The organism is Parapedobacter sp. SGR-10 (assembly GCF_011030405.1).
Taxonomy (GTDB): Bacteria; Bacteroidota; Bacteroidia; order Sphingobacteriales; family Sphingobacteriaceae; genus Sphingobacterium.
Window position 1 is genome coordinate 178,643 of record NZ_JAAJTJ010000001.1, and the last position, 19,325, is coordinate 197,967.

At 42.6% G+C, this 19,325-nt stretch carries 14 protein-coding genes; 9 read left to right on the forward strand and 5 right to left on the reverse strand.

The features are described from left to right. Positions 1 to 37 precede the first annotated feature (37 nt). Entirely contained in the window at positions 38 to 1,426 is a 1,389-nt protein-coding gene (locus G5B00_RS00815) for a LutB/LldF family L-lactate oxidation iron-sulfur protein (RefSeq protein ID WP_163871345.1), read from the forward strand. A 33-nt stretch (positions 1,427 to 1,459) separates the two neighbouring features. Here the strand turns inward: G5B00_RS00815 and G5B00_RS00820 are convergent, their stop codons facing one another. Together G5B00_RS00820 and G5B00_RS00825 are read right to left on the reverse strand one after the other, a co-directional pair. After that, a complete protein-coding gene (locus G5B00_RS00820) occupies positions 1,460 to 2,641 on the reverse strand; it encodes an ATP-binding protein (protein WP_163871346.1) in 1,182 nt (393 codons plus the stop codon). Between the two features lie 97 nt (positions 2,642 to 2,738). Further along, positions 2,739 to 4,643: a vWA domain-containing protein gene (locus G5B00_RS00825; protein ID WP_163871347.1), complete on the reverse strand. Its 1,905-nt coding sequence runs from the start codon at positions 4,641 to 4,643 to the stop codon at positions 2,739 to 2,741. 88 nt (positions 4,644 to 4,731) lie between these two features. On the opposite strand from G5B00_RS00825, the gene G5B00_RS00830 reads away from it, so the two are divergent. The 4 genes from G5B00_RS00830 to G5B00_RS00845 all read left to right on the forward strand — a co-directional run bounded on the left by G5B00_RS00830 (position 4,732) and on the right by G5B00_RS00845 (position 8,089). Further along, a complete protein-coding gene (locus G5B00_RS00830) occupies positions 4,732 to 5,304 on the forward strand; it encodes an RNA polymerase sigma factor (RefSeq protein ID WP_163871348.1) in 573 nt (190 codons plus the stop codon). Then, on the forward strand, positions 5,297 to 6,637 hold the full coding sequence (locus G5B00_RS00835) for a hypothetical protein (protein WP_163871349.1): 1,341 nt from the start codon (positions 5,297 to 5,299) through the stop codon (positions 6,635 to 6,637). The genes G5B00_RS00830 and G5B00_RS00835 overlap by 8 nt, the downstream gene beginning before the upstream one ends. A gap of 333 nt (positions 6,638 to 6,970) precedes the next feature. Continuing rightward, positions 6,971 to 7,489: a KdsC family phosphatase gene (locus G5B00_RS00840; protein ID WP_163871350.1), complete on the forward strand. Its 519-nt coding sequence runs from the start codon at positions 6,971 to 6,973 to the stop codon at positions 7,487 to 7,489. Positions 7,490 to 7,492: 3 nt separating this feature from the next. Then, the gene (locus G5B00_RS00845; protein ID WP_163871351.1) at positions 7,493 to 8,089 is read left to right on the forward strand and encodes a Maf family nucleotide pyrophosphatase; all 597 of its coding nucleotides are present in this window, start codon (positions 7,493 to 7,495) and stop codon (positions 8,087 to 8,089) included. A gap of 21 nt (positions 8,090 to 8,110) precedes the next feature. Here G5B00_RS00845 and G5B00_RS00850 read toward each other — a convergent pair whose 3' ends face one another. From G5B00_RS00850 to floA, 3 genes are all read right to left on the reverse strand, one after another. Continuing rightward, a complete protein-coding gene (locus G5B00_RS00850) occupies positions 8,111 to 10,717 on the reverse strand; it encodes a cation transporter (RefSeq protein ID WP_163871352.1) in 2,607 nt (868 codons plus the stop codon). A gap of 226 nt (positions 10,718 to 10,943) precedes the next feature. Continuing rightward, positions 10,944 to 11,366: a hypothetical protein gene (locus G5B00_RS00855; RefSeq protein WP_163871353.1), complete on the reverse strand. Its 423-nt coding sequence runs from the start codon at positions 11,364 to 11,366 to the stop codon at positions 10,944 to 10,946. A gap of 119 nt (positions 11,367 to 11,485) precedes the next feature. Continuing rightward, positions 11,486 to 12,466, reverse strand: coding sequence for a flotillin-like protein FloA (gene floA, locus G5B00_RS00860; RefSeq protein ID WP_163871354.1), 981 nt, complete (start codon positions 12,464 to 12,466; stop codon positions 11,486 to 11,488). A gap of 331 nt (positions 12,467 to 12,797) precedes the next feature. Here floA and G5B00_RS00865 point away from each other — a divergent pair, with 331 nt between their 5' ends. The 4 genes from G5B00_RS00865 to G5B00_RS00880 are packed head-to-tail and all read left to right on the forward strand — an operon-like array spanning position 12,798 to position 19,258. Continuing rightward, complete coding sequence (locus G5B00_RS00865; protein ID WP_163871355.1) at positions 12,798 to 16,244, forward strand: response regulator; 3,447 nt, start codon at positions 12,798 to 12,800, stop codon at positions 16,242 to 16,244. Beyond that, positions 16,232 to 17,065 carry a CheR family methyltransferase gene (locus tag G5B00_RS00870; protein WP_163871356.1) on the forward strand — a complete coding sequence of 278 codons (834 nt, stop codon included), beginning with the start codon at positions 16,232 to 16,234 and terminating at the stop codon, positions 17,063 to 17,065. Before G5B00_RS00865 ends, G5B00_RS00870 begins: the two co-directional genes overlap by 13 nt. Next, positions 17,062 to 17,655: a chemotaxis protein CheB gene (locus G5B00_RS00875; RefSeq protein ID WP_163871357.1), complete on the forward strand. Its 594-nt coding sequence runs from the start codon at positions 17,062 to 17,064 to the stop codon at positions 17,653 to 17,655. The genes G5B00_RS00870 and G5B00_RS00875 overlap by 4 nt, the downstream gene beginning before the upstream one ends. Then, positions 17,642 to 19,258, forward strand: coding sequence for a response regulator (locus G5B00_RS00880; protein ID WP_163871358.1), 1,617 nt, complete (start codon positions 17,642 to 17,644; stop codon positions 19,256 to 19,258). The genes G5B00_RS00875 and G5B00_RS00880 overlap by 14 nt, the downstream gene beginning before the upstream one ends. Positions 19,259 to 19,325 lie beyond the last annotated feature (67 nt).

Here is a 19,325-nt window from a genome sequence, read left to right on the forward strand (position 1 = left end):
CTTTGCATATCTTTCGAAAAAAGAGTAGATTTACTTCATGGCCCAACGTGTTGCAGAGAAATTTTTAAAAGAGAGTGCGAGCAAAGCCTTTGATCTCCGTCATCGGGATATCATCACCCACAACATAGATCGGTATGAGGCGGCATTTGAGAAAGGCAAAAGCAAATTTTTGGACTTGGCCCACGCCAAGAAAAAGGCCAATGCCATCAAATGGAAAACCATAGAAAATCTGGACCGTTACCTTGTAGAATTCGAAGCTAACTTTACCAAGCGGGGCGGAAAAGTTATTTGGGCAAACGATGCAGAAGAAGCAAGGCAAGAAATCTGGAAAATAGCGGAACAGCAATCCGCCAGATCCATTATTAAATCCAAGTCGATGGCGACGGAGGAGATCGAACTAAACCATTTTTTGCAAGACAAAGGAATAGAAATTGTTGAAAGTGACCTCGGCGAATATATCGTTCAGTTATTGGATCAAAAGCCTTATCATATCGTCACACCGGCTATGCACCTCAGCCAAGAGGATATTGCAAAGCTATTCCACGAAAAATTCGGCACTCCACCCGAAGCCAGTGCAGAGGAACTAACGGCCGAAGCTCGGAAGAACCTACGCCATAGATACACCACAGCAGACATTGGTATTACAGGGGCCAATTTTCTCATAGCCGATACAGGTAGTATTGCGATTACCGAAAATGAAGGTAATGCTCGATTGACGACAACTTTTCCAAAGACACACATCGCCATTGTCGGCATCGAAAAAATCATTCCAAGTCTAGGGGATCTGGATTTGTTTTGGCCGCTTTTGGCTTCACATGGAACCGGACAAAACTTGACCGTGTACAACTCTATCCTCAGCGGCCCCAGACAACCGAATGAAACCGATGGGCCCGAAGAAATGTACGTCATCCTGCTCGACAATGGCCGCACCAACTTGCTCGCACAGAAAGAACAGCGACAAGGTCTTTATTGCATCCGTTGTGGAGCCTGTCTCAACGCCTGTCCCATCTACAAAAATATTGGAGGACATACATACAATACCACTTATCAAGGCCCTATAGGCTCGTTAATCTCCCCACATTTGCAGGGTATGAAAGAATTCAAGCACCTCTCTTACGCCTCCAGTCTCTGTGGCAAATGTACGGAGGTATGCCCTGTCGCTATCGACATTCAAAAAATGCTCTTGCTCAACCGCCGTGATGCCGTACAAGAAGACCTCACTTCCGCTCCGGAAAAAAGAATGTGGAAAGGCTTTGCCTATTTCATCCGAAAAAGAAAATTTGTGGACATGTTTGGAGGCAAGTTCAAAAACTTCATCATGCGGCGATTTTTCAAAAAAGCCTGGGGCACTCAACGTGAATTACCCGAATTTGCCGAAAAATCTTTTTCTAGACAATGGGAGGAGCAACAACGAAATAAGGAGTAAAAGGTAAGTACTATAAGGTTTTATAAAAAACTGTTACCGACCTTTCAAAATCAAAGACAGTTCCTCCATCATTTCCCGAAGGGGAATGGCCGTAACTTCCTTTGATAGTGGAAAACGTTCATAACCCGGATAAACAAAATACCGATGCGTAGCTTTTACATCATCACAACCGATGGTAAATCCTTTGGTTACGGAAGGTGTCATCGACCTTTTGATTTCTATAGCAATCCTTTTTTTGTTTCCGGCATCGATAAGCAAGTCTATCTCTGCTCCGGCGGATGTACGATAAAAATAGGGAGAAGCCCATGATGGCAAGTCAGCAATCAACATTTCGACGATAAAACCTTCCCAACTTCCACCCACGACAGGGTTTCCCCATAGCTCTTCCATGTCTTTGATCCGCAATAGGGCATGTGTAAGGCCACTGTCACGAATGTAAACTTTGGGCGATTTCACAAGTCTTTTACCCACATTGGAAGCCCAAGGCTGCAATTTCCGTATTAAAAACAAATCATGCAACAGATCCAGATAGCGATTGATAGTAGGCACGCTATTGCCCAATCCTTTGGCCAGTGTACTCGAATTCAAGATACCGCCTTGTGTATGCGCAAGCATCGTCCAAAACCGATGCAAGGTAAAAGCCGGAATATTCACGCCCAACTGTGGGATGTCCCTTTCCAGATAAGTCGTGATAAAATTCTGCCTCCAGTTAAAACTGCTGATATCATCTTTAGCCAGATAGCTATCGGGAAAGCCTCCTCTGAGCCACAACTTGTTATTGTTATCACTTTCGAGCTCAGTGGGTTTCAGACCGGACAATGTTTTGTAGGCTATCCTCCCGGCTAGGCTTTCGGAAGACTGCTTGAGCAAATCCAAGGAAGCGGATCCCAGAATAATAAACTGGCCGCTTTTTTGTCCCTTGCGCTTCCGCTTGTCAATGATACTTCGCAAAGGGGCAAATAATTCGGGGACACGTTGTATTTCGTCAAGAATGATCACGCGGTCACTATGCTCAGCAAAATACAGTTCGGGTTCTGTTAGTTTGGCCAAATCCGTGGGCGATTCCAAATCCAAATATATAGGCTCGGGAGAAATGGATCCGGCAATCTGCAAGGCCAATGTAGTCTTGCCGATCTGCCGTGGCCCAAGAATTCCTACTGCTGGAAACTGGCCAAACAATTCTTTTATTTCCGCTTCTGCTTGTCTAAATATCATCCTTGCAAATTTAACACTAAACTTTAAATTTGCAAGGTAAAAATACCATTTACCTTGCAAATTTAACACTAAACTTTAAATTTATAAGGTAAAAGGATTATTTTAGAACTACATCGTTACTCTTCATCAACACCTTGGCATCCTCAGCCAAACGAACAAATTCTGCCCGATATCCTTCATCATCTATACCCTTGTTTGCCTTTGCCCGCTTGATGAGGTCATCAAAACTGGCGCCTTGCTTATACTCCGAATTGCGCAACAACATCCCCAATTCCGCTACCGAAGTGATAAACTTAAAATCTTCACTCGTCTTGTCCCAAGCCAACGGAGCAGCATATACCGCCTGTTGCTGGAGTTTACTTTTATCACCTTGGGGATCTTTATAACGGAACTTGACCGTGGCCAGTTCGGAAGAAGTATTGTGTATAGGAGCTTGCTTGTTCTCTTGGTACTTTAATGGGTCTACCGAGCCTATAATGGTGCTTTTCACACCTACGGGAACAATCTCGTACAGGGCTGTTACCATATGCCCTACCCCCATATCTCCTCCGACTTTGTTGTCATTGTTGAAATCCTCCGCAGCCATCAGACGGTTTTCATACCCCACCAAGCGATAGGATTGTACAAATTTAGGGTTGAACTCAACCTGTATCTTGACATCCTTGGCCACGGTAAACATCGTACCCCCAAATTCCGTAATGACAGCTTTCCTCGCCTCCGAAATATCATTGATATACCCATAGTTGCCCCGGCCCTTATTGGCCAAAGTTTCCAACTTACTATCTTTGTAGTTGCCCATGCCATAACCCAATATCGAAATATTCACGTTGCTTTCACGCTCTTTGACAATGAGTTTTTCCATATCTTGGTCACTGGAGGCGCCTACGTTAAAATCGCCATCCGTCGCCATCACGATACGGTTGTTGCCATTCTGGATAAAGTTTTTCCGGGCAATGTTGTAGGCCATCTTCAACCCATCTCCCCCTGCTGTACTTCCTCCGGCGTGCAGTGCATCTATGACTTCTTTGATCTTCATCTTCTTGTCGCCCGACGTACTTTCCAATGCCACATTGGCGTTGCCGGCATAGGTCACAATGGCAACCTTATCCGAAGGCCGAAGCTGATCCACCAATAGTTTTAGGGACGATTTGACCAAAGGCAACTTATTGGATGCAGACATCGATCCCGAAATGTCGATCAAAAACACAAAATTAGAAGCCGGCAATTTATCCTTGGGGATATCTTTCGCTTTCAGCGATATACGCAACAGTTGGTGTTGCCTGTTCCACGGGGAATGGGTCAATTCGGTCTTGATACGCACCGGCTCTCCCTGTTGTGGTTCTTCGAGGTCATATTGAAAATAATTGATCATCTCTTCGATACGTACCGCATCTTCGGGAGGAAGATTTCCGCCTTTGACAAACCGCTTCACATTACTGTATGAAGCTCCGTCCACGTCCGCCGCAAATGTAGACAACGGTTCTTTCAGCGGATTCGTAAACTTGTTTTCCGTAATGGAAGCATAACTTTCGGTATTGGCCGGTATGTGGGCTACTCCTCGAATCAGTATAGGAGCACGTTTTTCACGGTAGCTGTTGGTAGCTTGCACGCCGGCCACCCTACCCTGCAATCCATCATGCACACGAACAGGAGAACCCGCCACATTTTCTTTTCGTATTTCCCCATATCCTATAACGACAACTTCTTCAAGTGCCATAGCAGTTTTGGTCATCTTTACATTTACCACAGAATTTTTGCCAACCTTTATTGTATACACATCATAACCCAAATAGCTGAAGGTCAATTCATCCCCGCTCTGGGCCTGGACAGCATATTTTCCATGTGCATTGGTCTGCACACTATGGGCGTTTCCATTCTTGACCTGAACACCGGCAAGGGGTGTTCCATCGGTTTTATCCGTGACAGTACCTGTAATCGTTTTGGCCTGTATACCGACCACTATGGCCAGTGACAGGATCAGAGAGGACAATATTGCTTTCATAATAATCGTATTTATCAATTTGTCCAACGGATGCAGCAAAATCAAAATTTCCATAAATCAGAAAAAAAAATTATTTTGAGCCTGCATTATGAAACTGTTTACAGCTGTCCATACCACAGATGAGGGAGATAGCATGCTACTGCAGCGCTATTTTCAGACCAACGATTTGGAGGTCTTGGGCGAACTGTATAGCCGTCATGCGGAAATGGTGTACTACGTCTGTCTGCGTTATTTCAAGGAAGAAGAAAAAAGCAAGGATGCCGTCATGCAGATTTTCGAGGAACTCGTACACAAGGTCAACAAACAACACATCAAGGATTTTCCAAAGTGGTTGTATGTCGTCAGCAAAAACCATTGCCTGATGGATATACGCTCCCGTAAGAACGGTGTGGAAATTTCTTTTGATGAATTTGTGGAATCGCCCCTAAAATTGCATCCCGAGGAAAGCTATGCAGATAAGGAAGAACGTTTTGTCTTGATGGAGAGGTGTATAGAGCGGTTGCCCGAAAAGCAAAAAACGAGCATTGATCTGTTTTTCCTTCGAGAAAAATGTTATAAAGAAATCGTCGAAATGACAGGCTATAGCTTGAAGGAAGTAAAGAGCTATATCCAGAATGGAAAGCGAAATTTGAAAAACTGTATGGAGAAGAACGATGAATAAGCAATATACGGACATAGCATATATCCGCCGTTATGTCAACGGTGAACTATCTCCCCGGGAGATGTTTGAGCTAGAGCATGCCGCTCAGCAGAACGAGATGCTTATGGATATCATCATGGGCATGGAATTCGAAAAGAGCCACCACCTCTCCGACAATATCGAAGAAATCCATCGCAGGATAAAAGAGCGTACTTCACAAACTTCACCGGCGCACCCCGTTAAATCTTTCCCTTGGGCTAAATGGTCTATTGCAGCTTCTGTCTTGCTCGCCATCGGTATTACCGCTTATATTTTCTTATCGCAACAGGATCAAGACAACTCTGATACAATAGCTTATCAACCGCAGGGGGAATCGAAGATCGAAAATCAAGTGATCGCACCTAAAGCGGAGGAAGATGTTACCGAAAACACCCCTCAAACCGAATCGGATATCCAGAAAGAGAGGGTTTTAAATAAACCTTTTCCTAACAAGGATACGGCACATATAGAAATGGACAATACCGAACAACGAATAGCCGCCCGCTCATCCGATCTGTCTATATTGCCCAAGGATAATTCGAGAAAACTTGACCTTGCTGCCGTGGATACACACAAACCGGGCACACTAGAAGAGATACGTTTAGTGGAGATGGCAACCGATGACACGACAAACCCTACAGTGGAAGATATAAGCCTATCCTACAAAGCTCCTAAAAAAGACAGTTTGGGGCGTACCGACATAGCCATGGTGCAAAGCTTAAAAAGCCAGCATGCCCAAGCAAAAGTGGAACAAAAAATACATACAAACAGTCCCGAACAGGTGAGGGCAAGGTTGAACAACATGAACATCGATCCACAGACCAGTATGATGTTAAATCAAGCGCTCAGCCAACAAGCCCAAGAGCAAACAGAGGTATCGGAGCTCGCTGAAAATAAGCGTAAAGATATAGATATTACCGACCACAATTATACCTATCTGGCCAATGTAAAATCTGCCGACAGTAGTCTATCAAAAGAAAAGAAGGATAACAACATGACGGAATCTGCTCCTGCCGTCACATTTGGCAAGGTGGCTGACAATCAAAAGTCGAAATCCACAACAGCAAGCCGCCCCATCAAAGGTTGGAAAGCATTTGATGATTACCTAGGGCAGACATTGTCTACAAAAGGCATTACCTCCGGGCATTTCCAATTCGAATTTAAGATCGACCACAAAGGTAAACCGGAACAAATCCAAGTTATCTACTCCGACAACAAGGAGATCAATGCCATCCTTATCGATATTCTCCAAAAAGGCCCTATCTGGATACAGGGAAAGGATGCTGAAAACGTAAGGTTAGAATTGAAATTTTAGTAGAGGCGCAATGCATTGCGCCCCTACTAAAAAACAAAACCTTGGCGATGGGCGCCAAGGCTTGTTACTAACCAATTATAAACCTAAATTATGAAAAGACTACTTTATGTGCAACAATTCTACTTCTGAATTTCTTCCGCTGAATTGTTGATACAAATTTACGTCAACATTCGTCCTCTGTCAAGGGTTTGGATAGGAAAAGTTGTGATAACAACTAATTTGTGACAAAGCGATGAAATTTGTTGTTGCAACAAATAAATTTTTGGCAATTTTGAGTAAGGACCCTTCAACATTCGTGAATTACCGGCCATTTTATCTAAGTTTGTGACAATTATGTTTTTGACTACATTAAAAAATATCAAGTATGTTTTTCTCGATGTCGATGGCGTATTGACCGACGGTCGTATTTTGGTAACCGAAACGGGAGAACAGTTGCGTACCTTTAACATAAAGGACGGATATGCCATCCAATATGCCATCAAAGCAGGGCTACAGATCTGTATCATTACCGGAGGTAAATCACTGGGCGTGCAGAAACGTTTTGAAGCGCTCGGTGTAAAGGAAATACACTTCGGGGTTTCTGACAAAATAGCGGTATTGGAAGATCTGCGAAACAAATATGGCTTTCAAAACCAAGAATGTCTATTTATCGGGGATGACCTGCCTGATCTGACTTGCATGCAACAGGTCGGTGTAACAGTCTGTCCCGCAGACGCTGCCGAAGAAATCAAGGCGATAAGCCATTATGTATCGACAAGAAAAGGAGGAGAAGGTATCGTACGGGAAATCCTGGAAAAAATCTTAAAGCTCCAAGGGCTGTGGCAACCCGACACACATATCAAAAGTATTTAAAAAATGCTCTTAGACAAACTCAAAAACATTTCTATTATACTAGGCTCGCAATCTCCTCGACGTAAAGAACTCCTCGCCTCGATGGATATAGGCTTTGCCGTAGAGGTCAAGCCTGTGGATGAAAAAATAAACCTAGATTTACCCCCGGACGATATCGCTAAGAATATTGCATTGACAAAGTTAGCCGCGTTTGGTGGAGAAAAATATACTGGTAATCTGATCATTACATCGGATACGATTGTTGTTTCTCCGACAGGGATATCACTGGGCAAGCCGAATGATGAAAAAGAAGCATTCCAAATGATAGCCAGCCTCTGCGGCAAAGAACACCTCGTCATTACGGGAGTAGCATTGCGTTACCAAGGGCAAGATATTTCATTTGCCGAAACCACTAAAGTGAAATTCTCGAATCTTACTACCGACGAAATCCAATATTACATCACCAAATACTGTCCTTACGACAAAGCAGGTGCCTATGGCATCCAAGAATGGATAGGCCGTATCGGCATCGATAGATTGGAAGGCAGTTTTGAAAATGTAATGGGGTTGCCCACGCAACGCCTGTATCGCGAACTTAAAAAGTTATTAAATAGTAAATGATGAGCATATGCTCATCATTTACTATTTAATATGATACCTCACTCCGGTATAAAACATACGTCCGGTCAAAGGTCCCCAAAGCAGATTGGTGTCAAAATGAGGTCCAAAAGGATCATCAAATGCCAAGATCGGATCTTTTTGATAATAATTTGTCAAATTCTCGCCACCTACATAAATATCAAAGTTTTTGGCCTTACCCAACGTCTTGCTGATCTGCGCATTCATCGTCACGTAAGCCTTGGAATATTCCGGCAATTGGTAAGGTGCAGGATTGCTGGCCGTAGACGGAAGCCGCTTGTCCCCTACCACATTCAGTGTGTAATCAAAGCTCCATCCACTATGCAGGTTGTATGCTAAGTTCATAAAACCCCTATGCTTGGCCGTCAAAGGTTTCTGCAAGCGTCCGCTGCTGTAATCCGTTTGCACATCCAACATACGATAAGCCATCCTGGCCTCAAAATGCCTTGCCGGCATAAAGCGGAATTCCGCCTGCAAACTGTTCGAAAAAGATTTTCCATCCAGGTTATAGAAAGAAACGGCCGTAGGGTCTTCGTAATCAATGACCACTTGATTTTGAAAATTGCTATGAAACAATTCCAAGGATATGCCCGACTCTCGACCAAACAATTGAAAATCCTGGTCAAACGTAATCCCTGTGTTCCAAGAAACCTCCGGTCGTAAGCCGTAGGCAACCGCAGTATTGGCATAGTGGGCAAAATCAATGTTTCTGCTCGAAGCAAGGATACTGATATTTTCGGCAAAGATATTGGCCGTACGTTGCCCACGTCCCGAACTCAGACGAAAGGTTGTTCCGGCAACCGGTGCATAACGCAACACCGCACGAGGTGTCGTAAACCATCCATACAACGAATTATAATCCTGTCTAATCCCTAAGACAGCATCAAATTTTTCGGATGGACTGAACGTATATTCTGCAAAAGCACCTGGCACAACCTCTTTGCGGTCATAATTATAACCTTCAACGTCTTCTTGGTAATCGTCATAACTCACAGAAGCCCCCAATTTATACTTATGGGCTACCGACCCCAACACATCCTGGAAAATCAAATTGGCGTATCCGCTCGTTTGGTCACCGACATACGTCTTCTGCCCAAAGTAACTATCCTGTTTGTAATTGGATGCCATCAACTGCAGACCAATACTCCTTAACCTGTTCTCCGGAAAGACATAACCAATCTTCGCAAACCCTTCTATCCGTTGGTTGTCAAAGCCTATCCCATATCTATTCGTCGTCAAGCGGTCTGTATTCTTGTTGAAATCAGTCTGTCCACCTGTTCGGTCGTCTTTAAGATATTTGACACCAAACTGTATGATCGTTCCTTTTCCATTCTCATAATTCCACCTATTTACACCGGAGAAAAGGTTACCAACGGGAATATCCCGAAAGCCATTGTGACTGAAGTTCATGTTTTTGTTGTACATGAAGTTATCATGCAGCAAAAATCCAACCGACCAGTCTTCGTTGATTTTGTGCGCCAGATTGAGATTGACATCCGTACGCCCCATATTGTTGGCATACGCATTGAAAAACAGCTTTTCCGAATTTTGTGGCTTTTTCAATTCTACATTGATCTGTCCAGCCATATTCTCAAATCCATTGGCCACCGAACCTATCCCCTTGCTGATCTCAATGGACTGAATCCATGTACCCGCAATACTGTTGAGACCCAACGGCGTAGCAAAACCCCTAGGTCCCGGCAGGTTCTCTACCGTCAATTGGGTATAGATACCACTCAGCCCAAGCATCTGAATCTGTTTACTACCCGTGACCGCATCGTTGCTAACGACATCGACCGAAACATTCGTTTCAAAACTTTCGCTCAGATCGCAACATGCGGCCTTGAACAATTCCCGTGCAGTCAATACTTCCACCCGATTAGGTGTCAATGCGTTGATGTAGTTGGATTTCTTTCTTCTGGAAACCACGACTTCTGACAATACATTGTCCTGCGCATGTACGACCAATACTTCATGTAGATTTTTTACTTCAATAGTGTCGGGCTGCATACCTGCGAAAGAGAAGATCAAATGCTTATTGTCTTTTTCATGTTTGATTTTAAAGACGCCATTTTCATTGGTCACCTCTTGCCGTGTCGGACCTTCCAACCATTTGACATTGACTCCGGTAATGGGTGTCAGATCTCCTTTTGTATTCTCGTTGACGACGACTCCCGTAATGATATGCTCGTGATCATGGTGGTCTTCATCGGCAGGCTTTCCTTTTTTGTCAGCACCATGTTCGTGACCTTCATGACTACCGTGTTCGTCACCCAATCTATCATACAGACAACATTCGTGCAACTTCTCATACACATCGTCCGGCGCTCTAAATAAAGGCGTATCATGACCCGCCTTGGCAACAGATTGTTGTATAGTTGTCAATTTAGCTTTTTCTGCGTTATATTTCACCGTAAGCCGGTGTGTCTTCAAATCCCAAACAGCCGATTCCACACCGTCGATCTGTGCTGCTGTTTCGATTCTTTTCTTACACATACCACAATTTCCGGCCACCGCAAATGTGGCCGTACTATCCGTCTGCGCGTATGCGCTAGGGTATAATCCTAAAATAAACAGGGTAAAACTTAGTATATAAATTGTCTTTTTCATTTTTCTTCTTTAGTTTTTTATACAGCAAAAGCAGTTAGCTTTTCCAAGGTTTGGAACGTTGGAAAAGTTCTCAACTTCTCTCTCGCAAGTTTAACAAAGTAAAATCTTGAGAAAAGGGATTTTGCTTTGTGTAACTTGTGAGTATTTAACTAAGTTGAAAACTTAGACTATTTTCACTCACAAGTTACGCTACGCTAAACTTGCGAAAGGGATAAGTATAAAAATCCTAAATTCTGAAAATACAATTTGTCAGATAGACCGGAGGGGAAGAATCGGCATAAGCCAAAACGACGGTCTCAAGGGTAGAATCTTGGGAAGATACAGCAAATGAAAAAATTTCCTGTATCCAGGGAATGACAACAACGGCAGGACTAAGCGACAGTCCATTATCTTTGCTAAAGGAAAAAAGCTTGTCCGTTAATTGGTCAAACTTAAATTCCATGTCCGCACAGTCTCCACTGTGACAATCTTTGCTTTTAGAAGTAATATCCTTTTCCGAATGCCCACACAGCGGACAGGCATCATGAGTCAGTTTTTCACTAGAAACAGACCACAATATATGTCCAGCACAACGGTGTATCTGAAAGGTAGCACCTATAGACACCATCGTGTAGCACAGACTGAGTATGAGGATGAAAAACTTTTTCATTTACACAAATGTAACGATAAAAAGATGTGTAAACGTATTTTTTAATATAAAATTTTTATTACCAAAGCGGTTTTTTAACTTTTCCAAAATTTAAAACTTTGGAAAAGTTAACTCACCCGTTATTGCTTATCCTTATTCCCTTTGGGGTTGGAAATGGACGAACGCATATCTGTATCAGCCTGTATATTCTGCATCTTGTAATAGTCCATTACACCCAGATTTCCGCTACGAAAGGCTTCGGCCATCGCCAAAGGCACTTGGGCTTCCGCTTCGATCACTTTAGCCTTCGCTTCCTGTGCCTTCGCTCTCATCTCCTGCTCGGTAGCAACAGCCATCGCTCTTCTTTCTTCTGCCCGTGCATTAGCGACTTTCAAATCTGCTTCGGCTTGATCGGTCTGCAATTTAGCCCCCACGTTTTCACCGATATCGATATCCGCGATATCGATGGACAATATTTCAAATGCCGTCCCCGAATCCAAACCCTTAGACAAAACGGTCTTCGATATACGATCCGGATTTTCCAACACCTGCTTATGATCTTGAGAAGAACCTATCGTCGTCACAATCCCTTCGCCTACCCGTGCTAAGATCGTTTCCTCGCCTGCACCACCCACCAATTGATTGATATTAGCCCGTACGGTTACTCTGGCTTTCGCAATAAGCTGAATACCATCTTTCGCAACTGCTGCTACAGGAGGTGTATTGATGACCTGGGGATTGACCGAAAGCTGAACCGCATCAAAAACATCCCTACCGGCCAAATCAATAGCCGTCGCCAATTTGAAATCCAAGGGAATATTGGCCTTGTCTGCCGAAATAAGTGCTTTGATCACTTTATTGACATTACCTCCGGCAAGATAGTGTGTTTCGATCTCATTCGTCGTGATGCGTAATCCCGCTTTTGTGGATGTGATCATTGCATTTGTCACCAAAGCCGGCGACACTTTCCGCAGCCGCATCAGCACCAGATTCAGCAAGCTGATCCGCACATTGGACAGCTGGGCGGTAAACCAAAGATTTACAGGCAGTAAGTAAAACAATAAAAATAGGGCTATAACACCGCCTACAATCGACATAATGAGCGTAATTTCCTGAGTCATATATGATGTGTTAATTAAATTTCCCTAAATATATCAATATATTTTGTTTTTTGAACATATTTGGTCACAAAAATTGATCACAATTCGTATGTATAACTATATTTGCAAATAGATTATTTTTTAAATACTTTTAACAAAAAGTATTTATTTCGGCCCACAAACCGAATAATAGACATCCACCTTTTAAAAAAAATTTTGATTAGAAAAGCATTTTTCTACCTTATTCCTTGAATAGAAGTATTTGCTTTGCAGGTTTATGGTCGCCAACAAACCCTTAAAAGAAAATGCTTTATAATTGATTTTTGAACAATATTAATCGTACATAAACTCGATGAACAAGAGAAAAAAATTGGAACTTCAACTCTTTGCAAGCATAGGCTTCGCAACGTTGATCATCATCAGTTCTAGTGTTTATTTTTTTATTCAGCTGTCCAGATTCTTGCAAAAGAACGAAGAAATCATTGCCCATACACTGCAACAAACCTCCCACGCAAACCAGTTGGAATCCGAATTATTTAGGGTCATTCAATATAAAACGGATTACCTTTCCTCAAAAGAGTATCTTAGTGCATTACCGCTCTTTCCTGCGACAGATGAAATAAGGAAATCCTTAATCGATCTAGAAAACTATAGCATCACTTCGAATAGTGTGGCAATCCAAACCGAACTTAAAAAACTGAACGATATATCTTTAGAAATCATCGATACGCATCGGTTTAACGAAAACATAAAGGATATTCCAAGGGAAGAAGTCGCACTAACCCTCCTTCGCGAGCAGACTCAAGCAAAAGCTATGCTTGACCGCCTCGTAGACGAAATACTGTCTGCTCGACAGACAAAACTAACCGAAAGCAGAGAGGATATCCTATGGGCCCAAAAAGCCACGACTGCGGCTATCGTCGTGGCCTTAGGCATCATCATATATACTTTTTTCAGTGTGTACCATGCGCTACAATACGTCCGTAGGTCTAGACGGGAACTCAAACAGGCCCATACCGACTTTCAGCTTGCATCACAGAAAATCGAGAACACCAATTGGGCACTCCAAAATGTCACACGTCTAAACGAAGAGCTCAATGGTATAGACGACGAAAGTACGATCAGTCGGATTGTCATTAGCAAGTTCAACGAATTATTACCAGTCATTGCCTCCACCATGTATGTCCGTAAGATGGATTCATACGAATTTCACCTCCAGTCTTTTAGCGGCATTCTCCCTCGAAAAGAGCTATCCATATTCCACCATGGAGAAGGGTATCTGGGCAAGATAGTGGAAGATAAAAAAATGGTTAGGATACCGGTAGATGACCATACACTGCTCAAATCCGAGACTTCGCTTATCGACCAATTGCCGGCCGCAGTATACTTATGTCCTCTTGTCCACGAAGGTCATTGCCTGGGGCTCATAGAACTGTCACTGAAAGATGATCCTAACGGAGAGAACATAGAAAAATACGACATATTTCTGCAAAGAGCCTGCCGCAATATAGCAACTTCCATCCGATTTGGGCAAAGTCATATCCTCGTAGAGCAACTACTTGAAGAGACACAGCACCAGACCGAAGAAATGGAGGCTCAACAAGAAGAGCTGCGTATCACTAACGAAGAGCTTATCCACAAAACCCACTTATTGGAATCTTCCGAGGAAGAGCTTCGTGTTCAGCAAGAAGAGCTCACTCAAACAAACATCGAACTGAATGAAAAAGCCAAAGAACTGGAAAGACGAAACATAGAACTCAATGAGGCTCAAAGTATCGTGGAACAAAAAATACAAGAAGTAGAACAAGCCAGTAGGTATAAGTCCGAATTCATGGCGAATATGAGTCATGAATTAAGGACCCCCTTAAACAGTATTCTTATTTTAGCCAAATTACTGAGCGACAACAAAAGCCAAAATCTAACCCCGGAACAAGTAAAATTTGCAAAAGTCATACATGGTGCCGGCACCGACCTACTGTCTCTGATCAATGACCTGCTAGATCTCGCAAAAATAGAATCTGGAAAAATAGAATTGAACCCCGAAGCCATCCAGCTCCGCGAATTTGCACAAGAGACGGAAGAGCTTTTTAGAGAACTCGCCAAGGACAAGGAGATTGAGTTCAATGTACATATCGATCCTAAATCCCCGCAGCAAATCATATCAGACGAATATAGAATTCAGCAAGTTCTTAAAAACTTTCTGTCAAATGCGTTCAAGTTTACGGGGAAACAAGGTAAAGTGTCACTCTCCATATTCGAAAAAGATCAACGCATTCATTTTGAAGTAAAAGATACGGGCAAAGGAATATCCAAAGAAAAGCAAGATATTATATTCGAGGCTTTTCGACAAGAAGACGGTTCAACAAACCGAAAATACGGTGGAACTGGTTTAGGGCTTTCCATCAGCCGCGAGATAGCTGGTTTGCTCCAGGGAAATATCCAATTGGACAGCGAGCTGGACAAGGGCAGCACATTCACGCTGATCATCCCTACCGAGCTCAAAGTCGAACAGACCACTTCGACAAGCACAGTAACCCAAAAACAGGAAGACAAAACGACAAAAAACACCTCCTCAGATGCTATTGAGATTAAAACCACAACTATTCAAACCGACAAAAACAGAGAAATACTCATCATTGAAGACGATATCAATTTCGCCGACATCCTCAAAGGATTTGCAGAAAACTACGGCTTCAGCGTACAGCTGGCCCATGACGGGGCGAAAGGCATAAAACTGGCCCAAGACCGTATCCCCGATGCTATCATACTGGATGTCATGCTGCCCATATCGGACGGATGGGAAGTACTCGACGCACTGAAATCGGATACAAAGACAAAACATATTCCCATACACATGATGTCTGCCGCTTCATTTCCGAAGAAAGAATTTCTGGAAAGAGGAGCTATTGGTTTCATGCACAAGCCCGTCAATGAACAGGCGATTCAAAAAACTTTTGAAAACATCAATCTCAACCTCAGCAAATATGTAAAGAAAATACTGCTCATTGAAGATCAGGAACTTCAAAGCGACTTTATAAAAAACACTTTTTCAGAGCATGAGATCAATGTGATACAAGCTTTCACAATCGAGTCTGGCCTACATAAGATCAAGGAAGAACCTAATATCGACTGCATTATCCTGGATCTCATCTTACCGGATGGCAGCGGAATAGAATTTATCGAAAAAATCAGAGAAGATCCCACATCCAACGATATTCCCATTATCATCAATACCGCTGCCGAAATCTCTAAAGAACAGCACGAAAAAATACTTTCTTACGCCAAGGCGACCATACTCAAATCGGATAAATCCAACGACAGACTTATTGACGAGGTCAAATTATTCCTAAATAAGATCAACGATATATCGTACGCACCATTCAAAGATTTAAAGAAGATCAACCTTCAGAACAAAGATAATAACCTCGAAGGAAAGACGGTCTTGATAGCCGACGATGATATGCGCAATGTCTTTGCACTATCCACATCCTTACAGGCTTATAACATGCATATTGAGATAGCCAACAACGGCTTAGAAGCTTTAAAGATCATCGAAGAACGTGGCCACAAAATCGACATCGTACTCATGGATATCATGATGCCCGAAATGGATGGATTGGAAGCAATCAAAAAAATCAGGAGCAACATACGCTACAAAAATCTACCCATATTGGCCGTGACTGCTAAGGCCATGAAAGGCGATAAAGAAAAATCTCTACAGATCGGGGCAAATGATTATGTCAGCAAACCCGTCGACATAGAAAAGCTCACTTCATTGATGCAGATATGGCTCAGTTAGACCAGCACAAAACCATTAGCTTTGATCAATTGGAAGACATTATCTACCTGCTTAAGATGTCCTCTGATTTTGATTTGTCCGGATATTCCAGGTCGTCACTGAAAAGAAGGGTCGAAAGAGTGATGGCCATGGAAACAATGGATCTGGTAGATCTCAAGAATGCTATCCTCAACATTGACAGATTCACCTCCTACTTCATGCAAGAAATTTCTGTAAATGTCACCGAAATGTTCCGAGATCCATCTTTTTTTGAGGCCATTCGGGAAAAGGTGATTCCCTATCTGAAAACCTTTCCACAGGTGCGTCTATGGAGCGCCGGATGCGCAACCGGGGAAGAAGCGTATTCGTTGGCTATACTTCTCCACAAAGAGAATATGCTCGACAGATCATTCATCTATGGTACGGACATCAACCAACACACACTCGATATTGCAAAAAAAGGTGTCTATTCGATAAAAAACATAAAAAAATATACCGAGAATTTCAACAAGGTATATGCACTATCATCACTATCCAATCATTATACCGCGATGTACGATGCAGCTATTATCAACAATGAATTCCGATCAAAAGTTCTGTTTTCTATGCATAACTTAGTTTCCGACAATGTCTTTAACGAATTCCAGTTCATATCGTGCCGCAATGTGATGATATATTTTGATAAAAAATTGCAGGAGCGCGTATTGAACCTATTTTACGAGTCACTAAATCTTTTCGGTTTTTTGTGCTTAGGAACGAAAGAGAGCCTATTCGGACACCCTATCAAAGACAACTTTAAGGTGATAGACAAAACGTATAATATATTTCAGAAAATAAGATGACCCCCTCAGCGCAGAAAATTATATTGATCGGTGGTTCGGCAGGATCTTACAACCTTATTTTGGACATCCTCCATGTATTGCCTCGCAAGATTTCATCGGCTATCTGTGTCGTAATACACAGAAATCCTAATTTCGACACACAGATCGAAGCATCGCTTTCGAGACGTTTGGAAAGAAATGTCATATCCGTCGTAGATAAAACAGAAATACACAACAATAATATTTATTTTGCTCCACCGGGTTATCACCTCTTGATAGAACCAGATATGACCTTTTCACTGGACTCCTCCGAACCTGTCAACTATTCCAGACCCTCTATCGATGTACTTTTCGAAACGACTGCTGAAATCTATGGCAAAAACTGCATGGCATTCTTATTATCAGGCGCCAATACGGACGGAGGTAAAGGACTGATGTCTATCGACGCAAACGGGGGAAAGATATTTGTGCAGGATCCCGAGGAAGCTGCGATAGATACGATGCCAAAATATGCCTTAGAGATCAACCCAAATGCAAAAATATTGTCAAAGGCAGCAATAATAGATTTTTTCAGAAACCTTGATCAATCTTACAGAAATGAAAAGCATTAACCTTTTAATACTGGATGACAAAGAAGAAAACCTGATCAGTCTTCAAGCGCTGTTGTCTGAAATAGAGGACATAAACATCATTTGCTCTACAGATCCGAACGAAGCATTAAAAATCTGTTGGAAAAATGATATTTCCATCGTATTGGTAGATGTACAGATGCCCGAAATAAACGGTTTTGAATTTGTCTCCCTGCTGAAATCAAATCCCAAGACAAGCCACATTGTAGCCATTATGGTTACGGCTATTTCCAAAGAAGATAAATTCCTGATCCGTGGACTTAAAAGCGGTGCTGTAGACTACTTATACAAACCGCTGAATCCTGAGATCACCATTGCCAAGGTCAAGTCCTTTGTTCAGCAGATACATATACAGGAAGAGATCATACATAAAAACCAGGAATTGGAGCTTTCACGCAAAGCCTTGATGCAGGCGCACGAAGAAGCCGAAGCTGCACGAAAATCCAAAGAGATATTCCTGGCCAATATGAGTCATGAAATACGTACCCCAATCAACGGAATAGTAGGCATCATACAAATGCTCAAAAGTGCCGATCTAAACAGTGAACACCAGGACTGGCTACATCGTTTGGAAATGGCATCCGATTCTCTGCTTCTCATTATCAATGATATCCTCGACATTTCCAAGATTGATTCTGGAAAGCTCAAGATAGAGTTTGAAGAATTTAACCTCGAAAACCTTTTGTTGGACACCGAAAAGTTTTTCCGTTTCAAAGCACTCAACAAAAAGATCGACTTTAGGGTCGACATAGATTCAACCCTTCCCAAATATGTGAGGTTTGATTCATTAAGACTACAGCAGATCATTTCCAACTTTATTTCTAACAGTCTCAAATTTACAGATACCGGCGAGATAACACTCAGCGCCACAAAGTTAGCACAACAAGACAACCGTGTAGAGATCAAATTTACGGTCAAAGATTCAGGTATAGGCATCAAGCCTGAGGTCGTAGAAAAGATATTCCAAGCCTTTGAGCAGGGAGACGATGGTATCACAAAAAAATTTGGCGGCACGGGTCTCGGCCTGGCTATTGTCAAAAGATTGGCCAATCTATTAGGTGGTACCGTACATGCCGAAAGCGAGTATGGACGAGGGTCACAATTCTCTTTCATCACAGAAATGGAGGAAATATCTCATACAGAAGCCAACGAAACCCAGGAAAACCTAGCTTACACCCAGCTTTCAAAACTAAACGATCTTAAAATACTAATTGCAGAAGACAACGACCTAAACAGTTTTATACTCTCCCATATGTTAAAGACGTGGAACTGTGATGTGACCATTGTAAAGAATGGCCGTCTAGCCCTAGAAGCGCTAGAAACTTCCGATTACGATGTCGTATTGATGGATGCGCATATGCCCATTATGAGTGGATTTGAAGCGATCAGGCAGATTCGTACCAATCACATTGAATATCAACGCACAATGCCCATCATTACGATATCAGCTTCTGTACTGGAACACGAGCAAAAAGCAGCCTTTGAAGCTGGAGCCAATGATGTCATCGGTAAACCATTTAATCCTATTGAGCTATATAATAAGATAGTCAAAGTATGTGGCATCCATTCGCATGATCGTTTATAACTTATAAACTAAATGATGAACACCGGACATGAAAGGATACCGAAGCAGTTGCAAAAGTGAGTTCCAG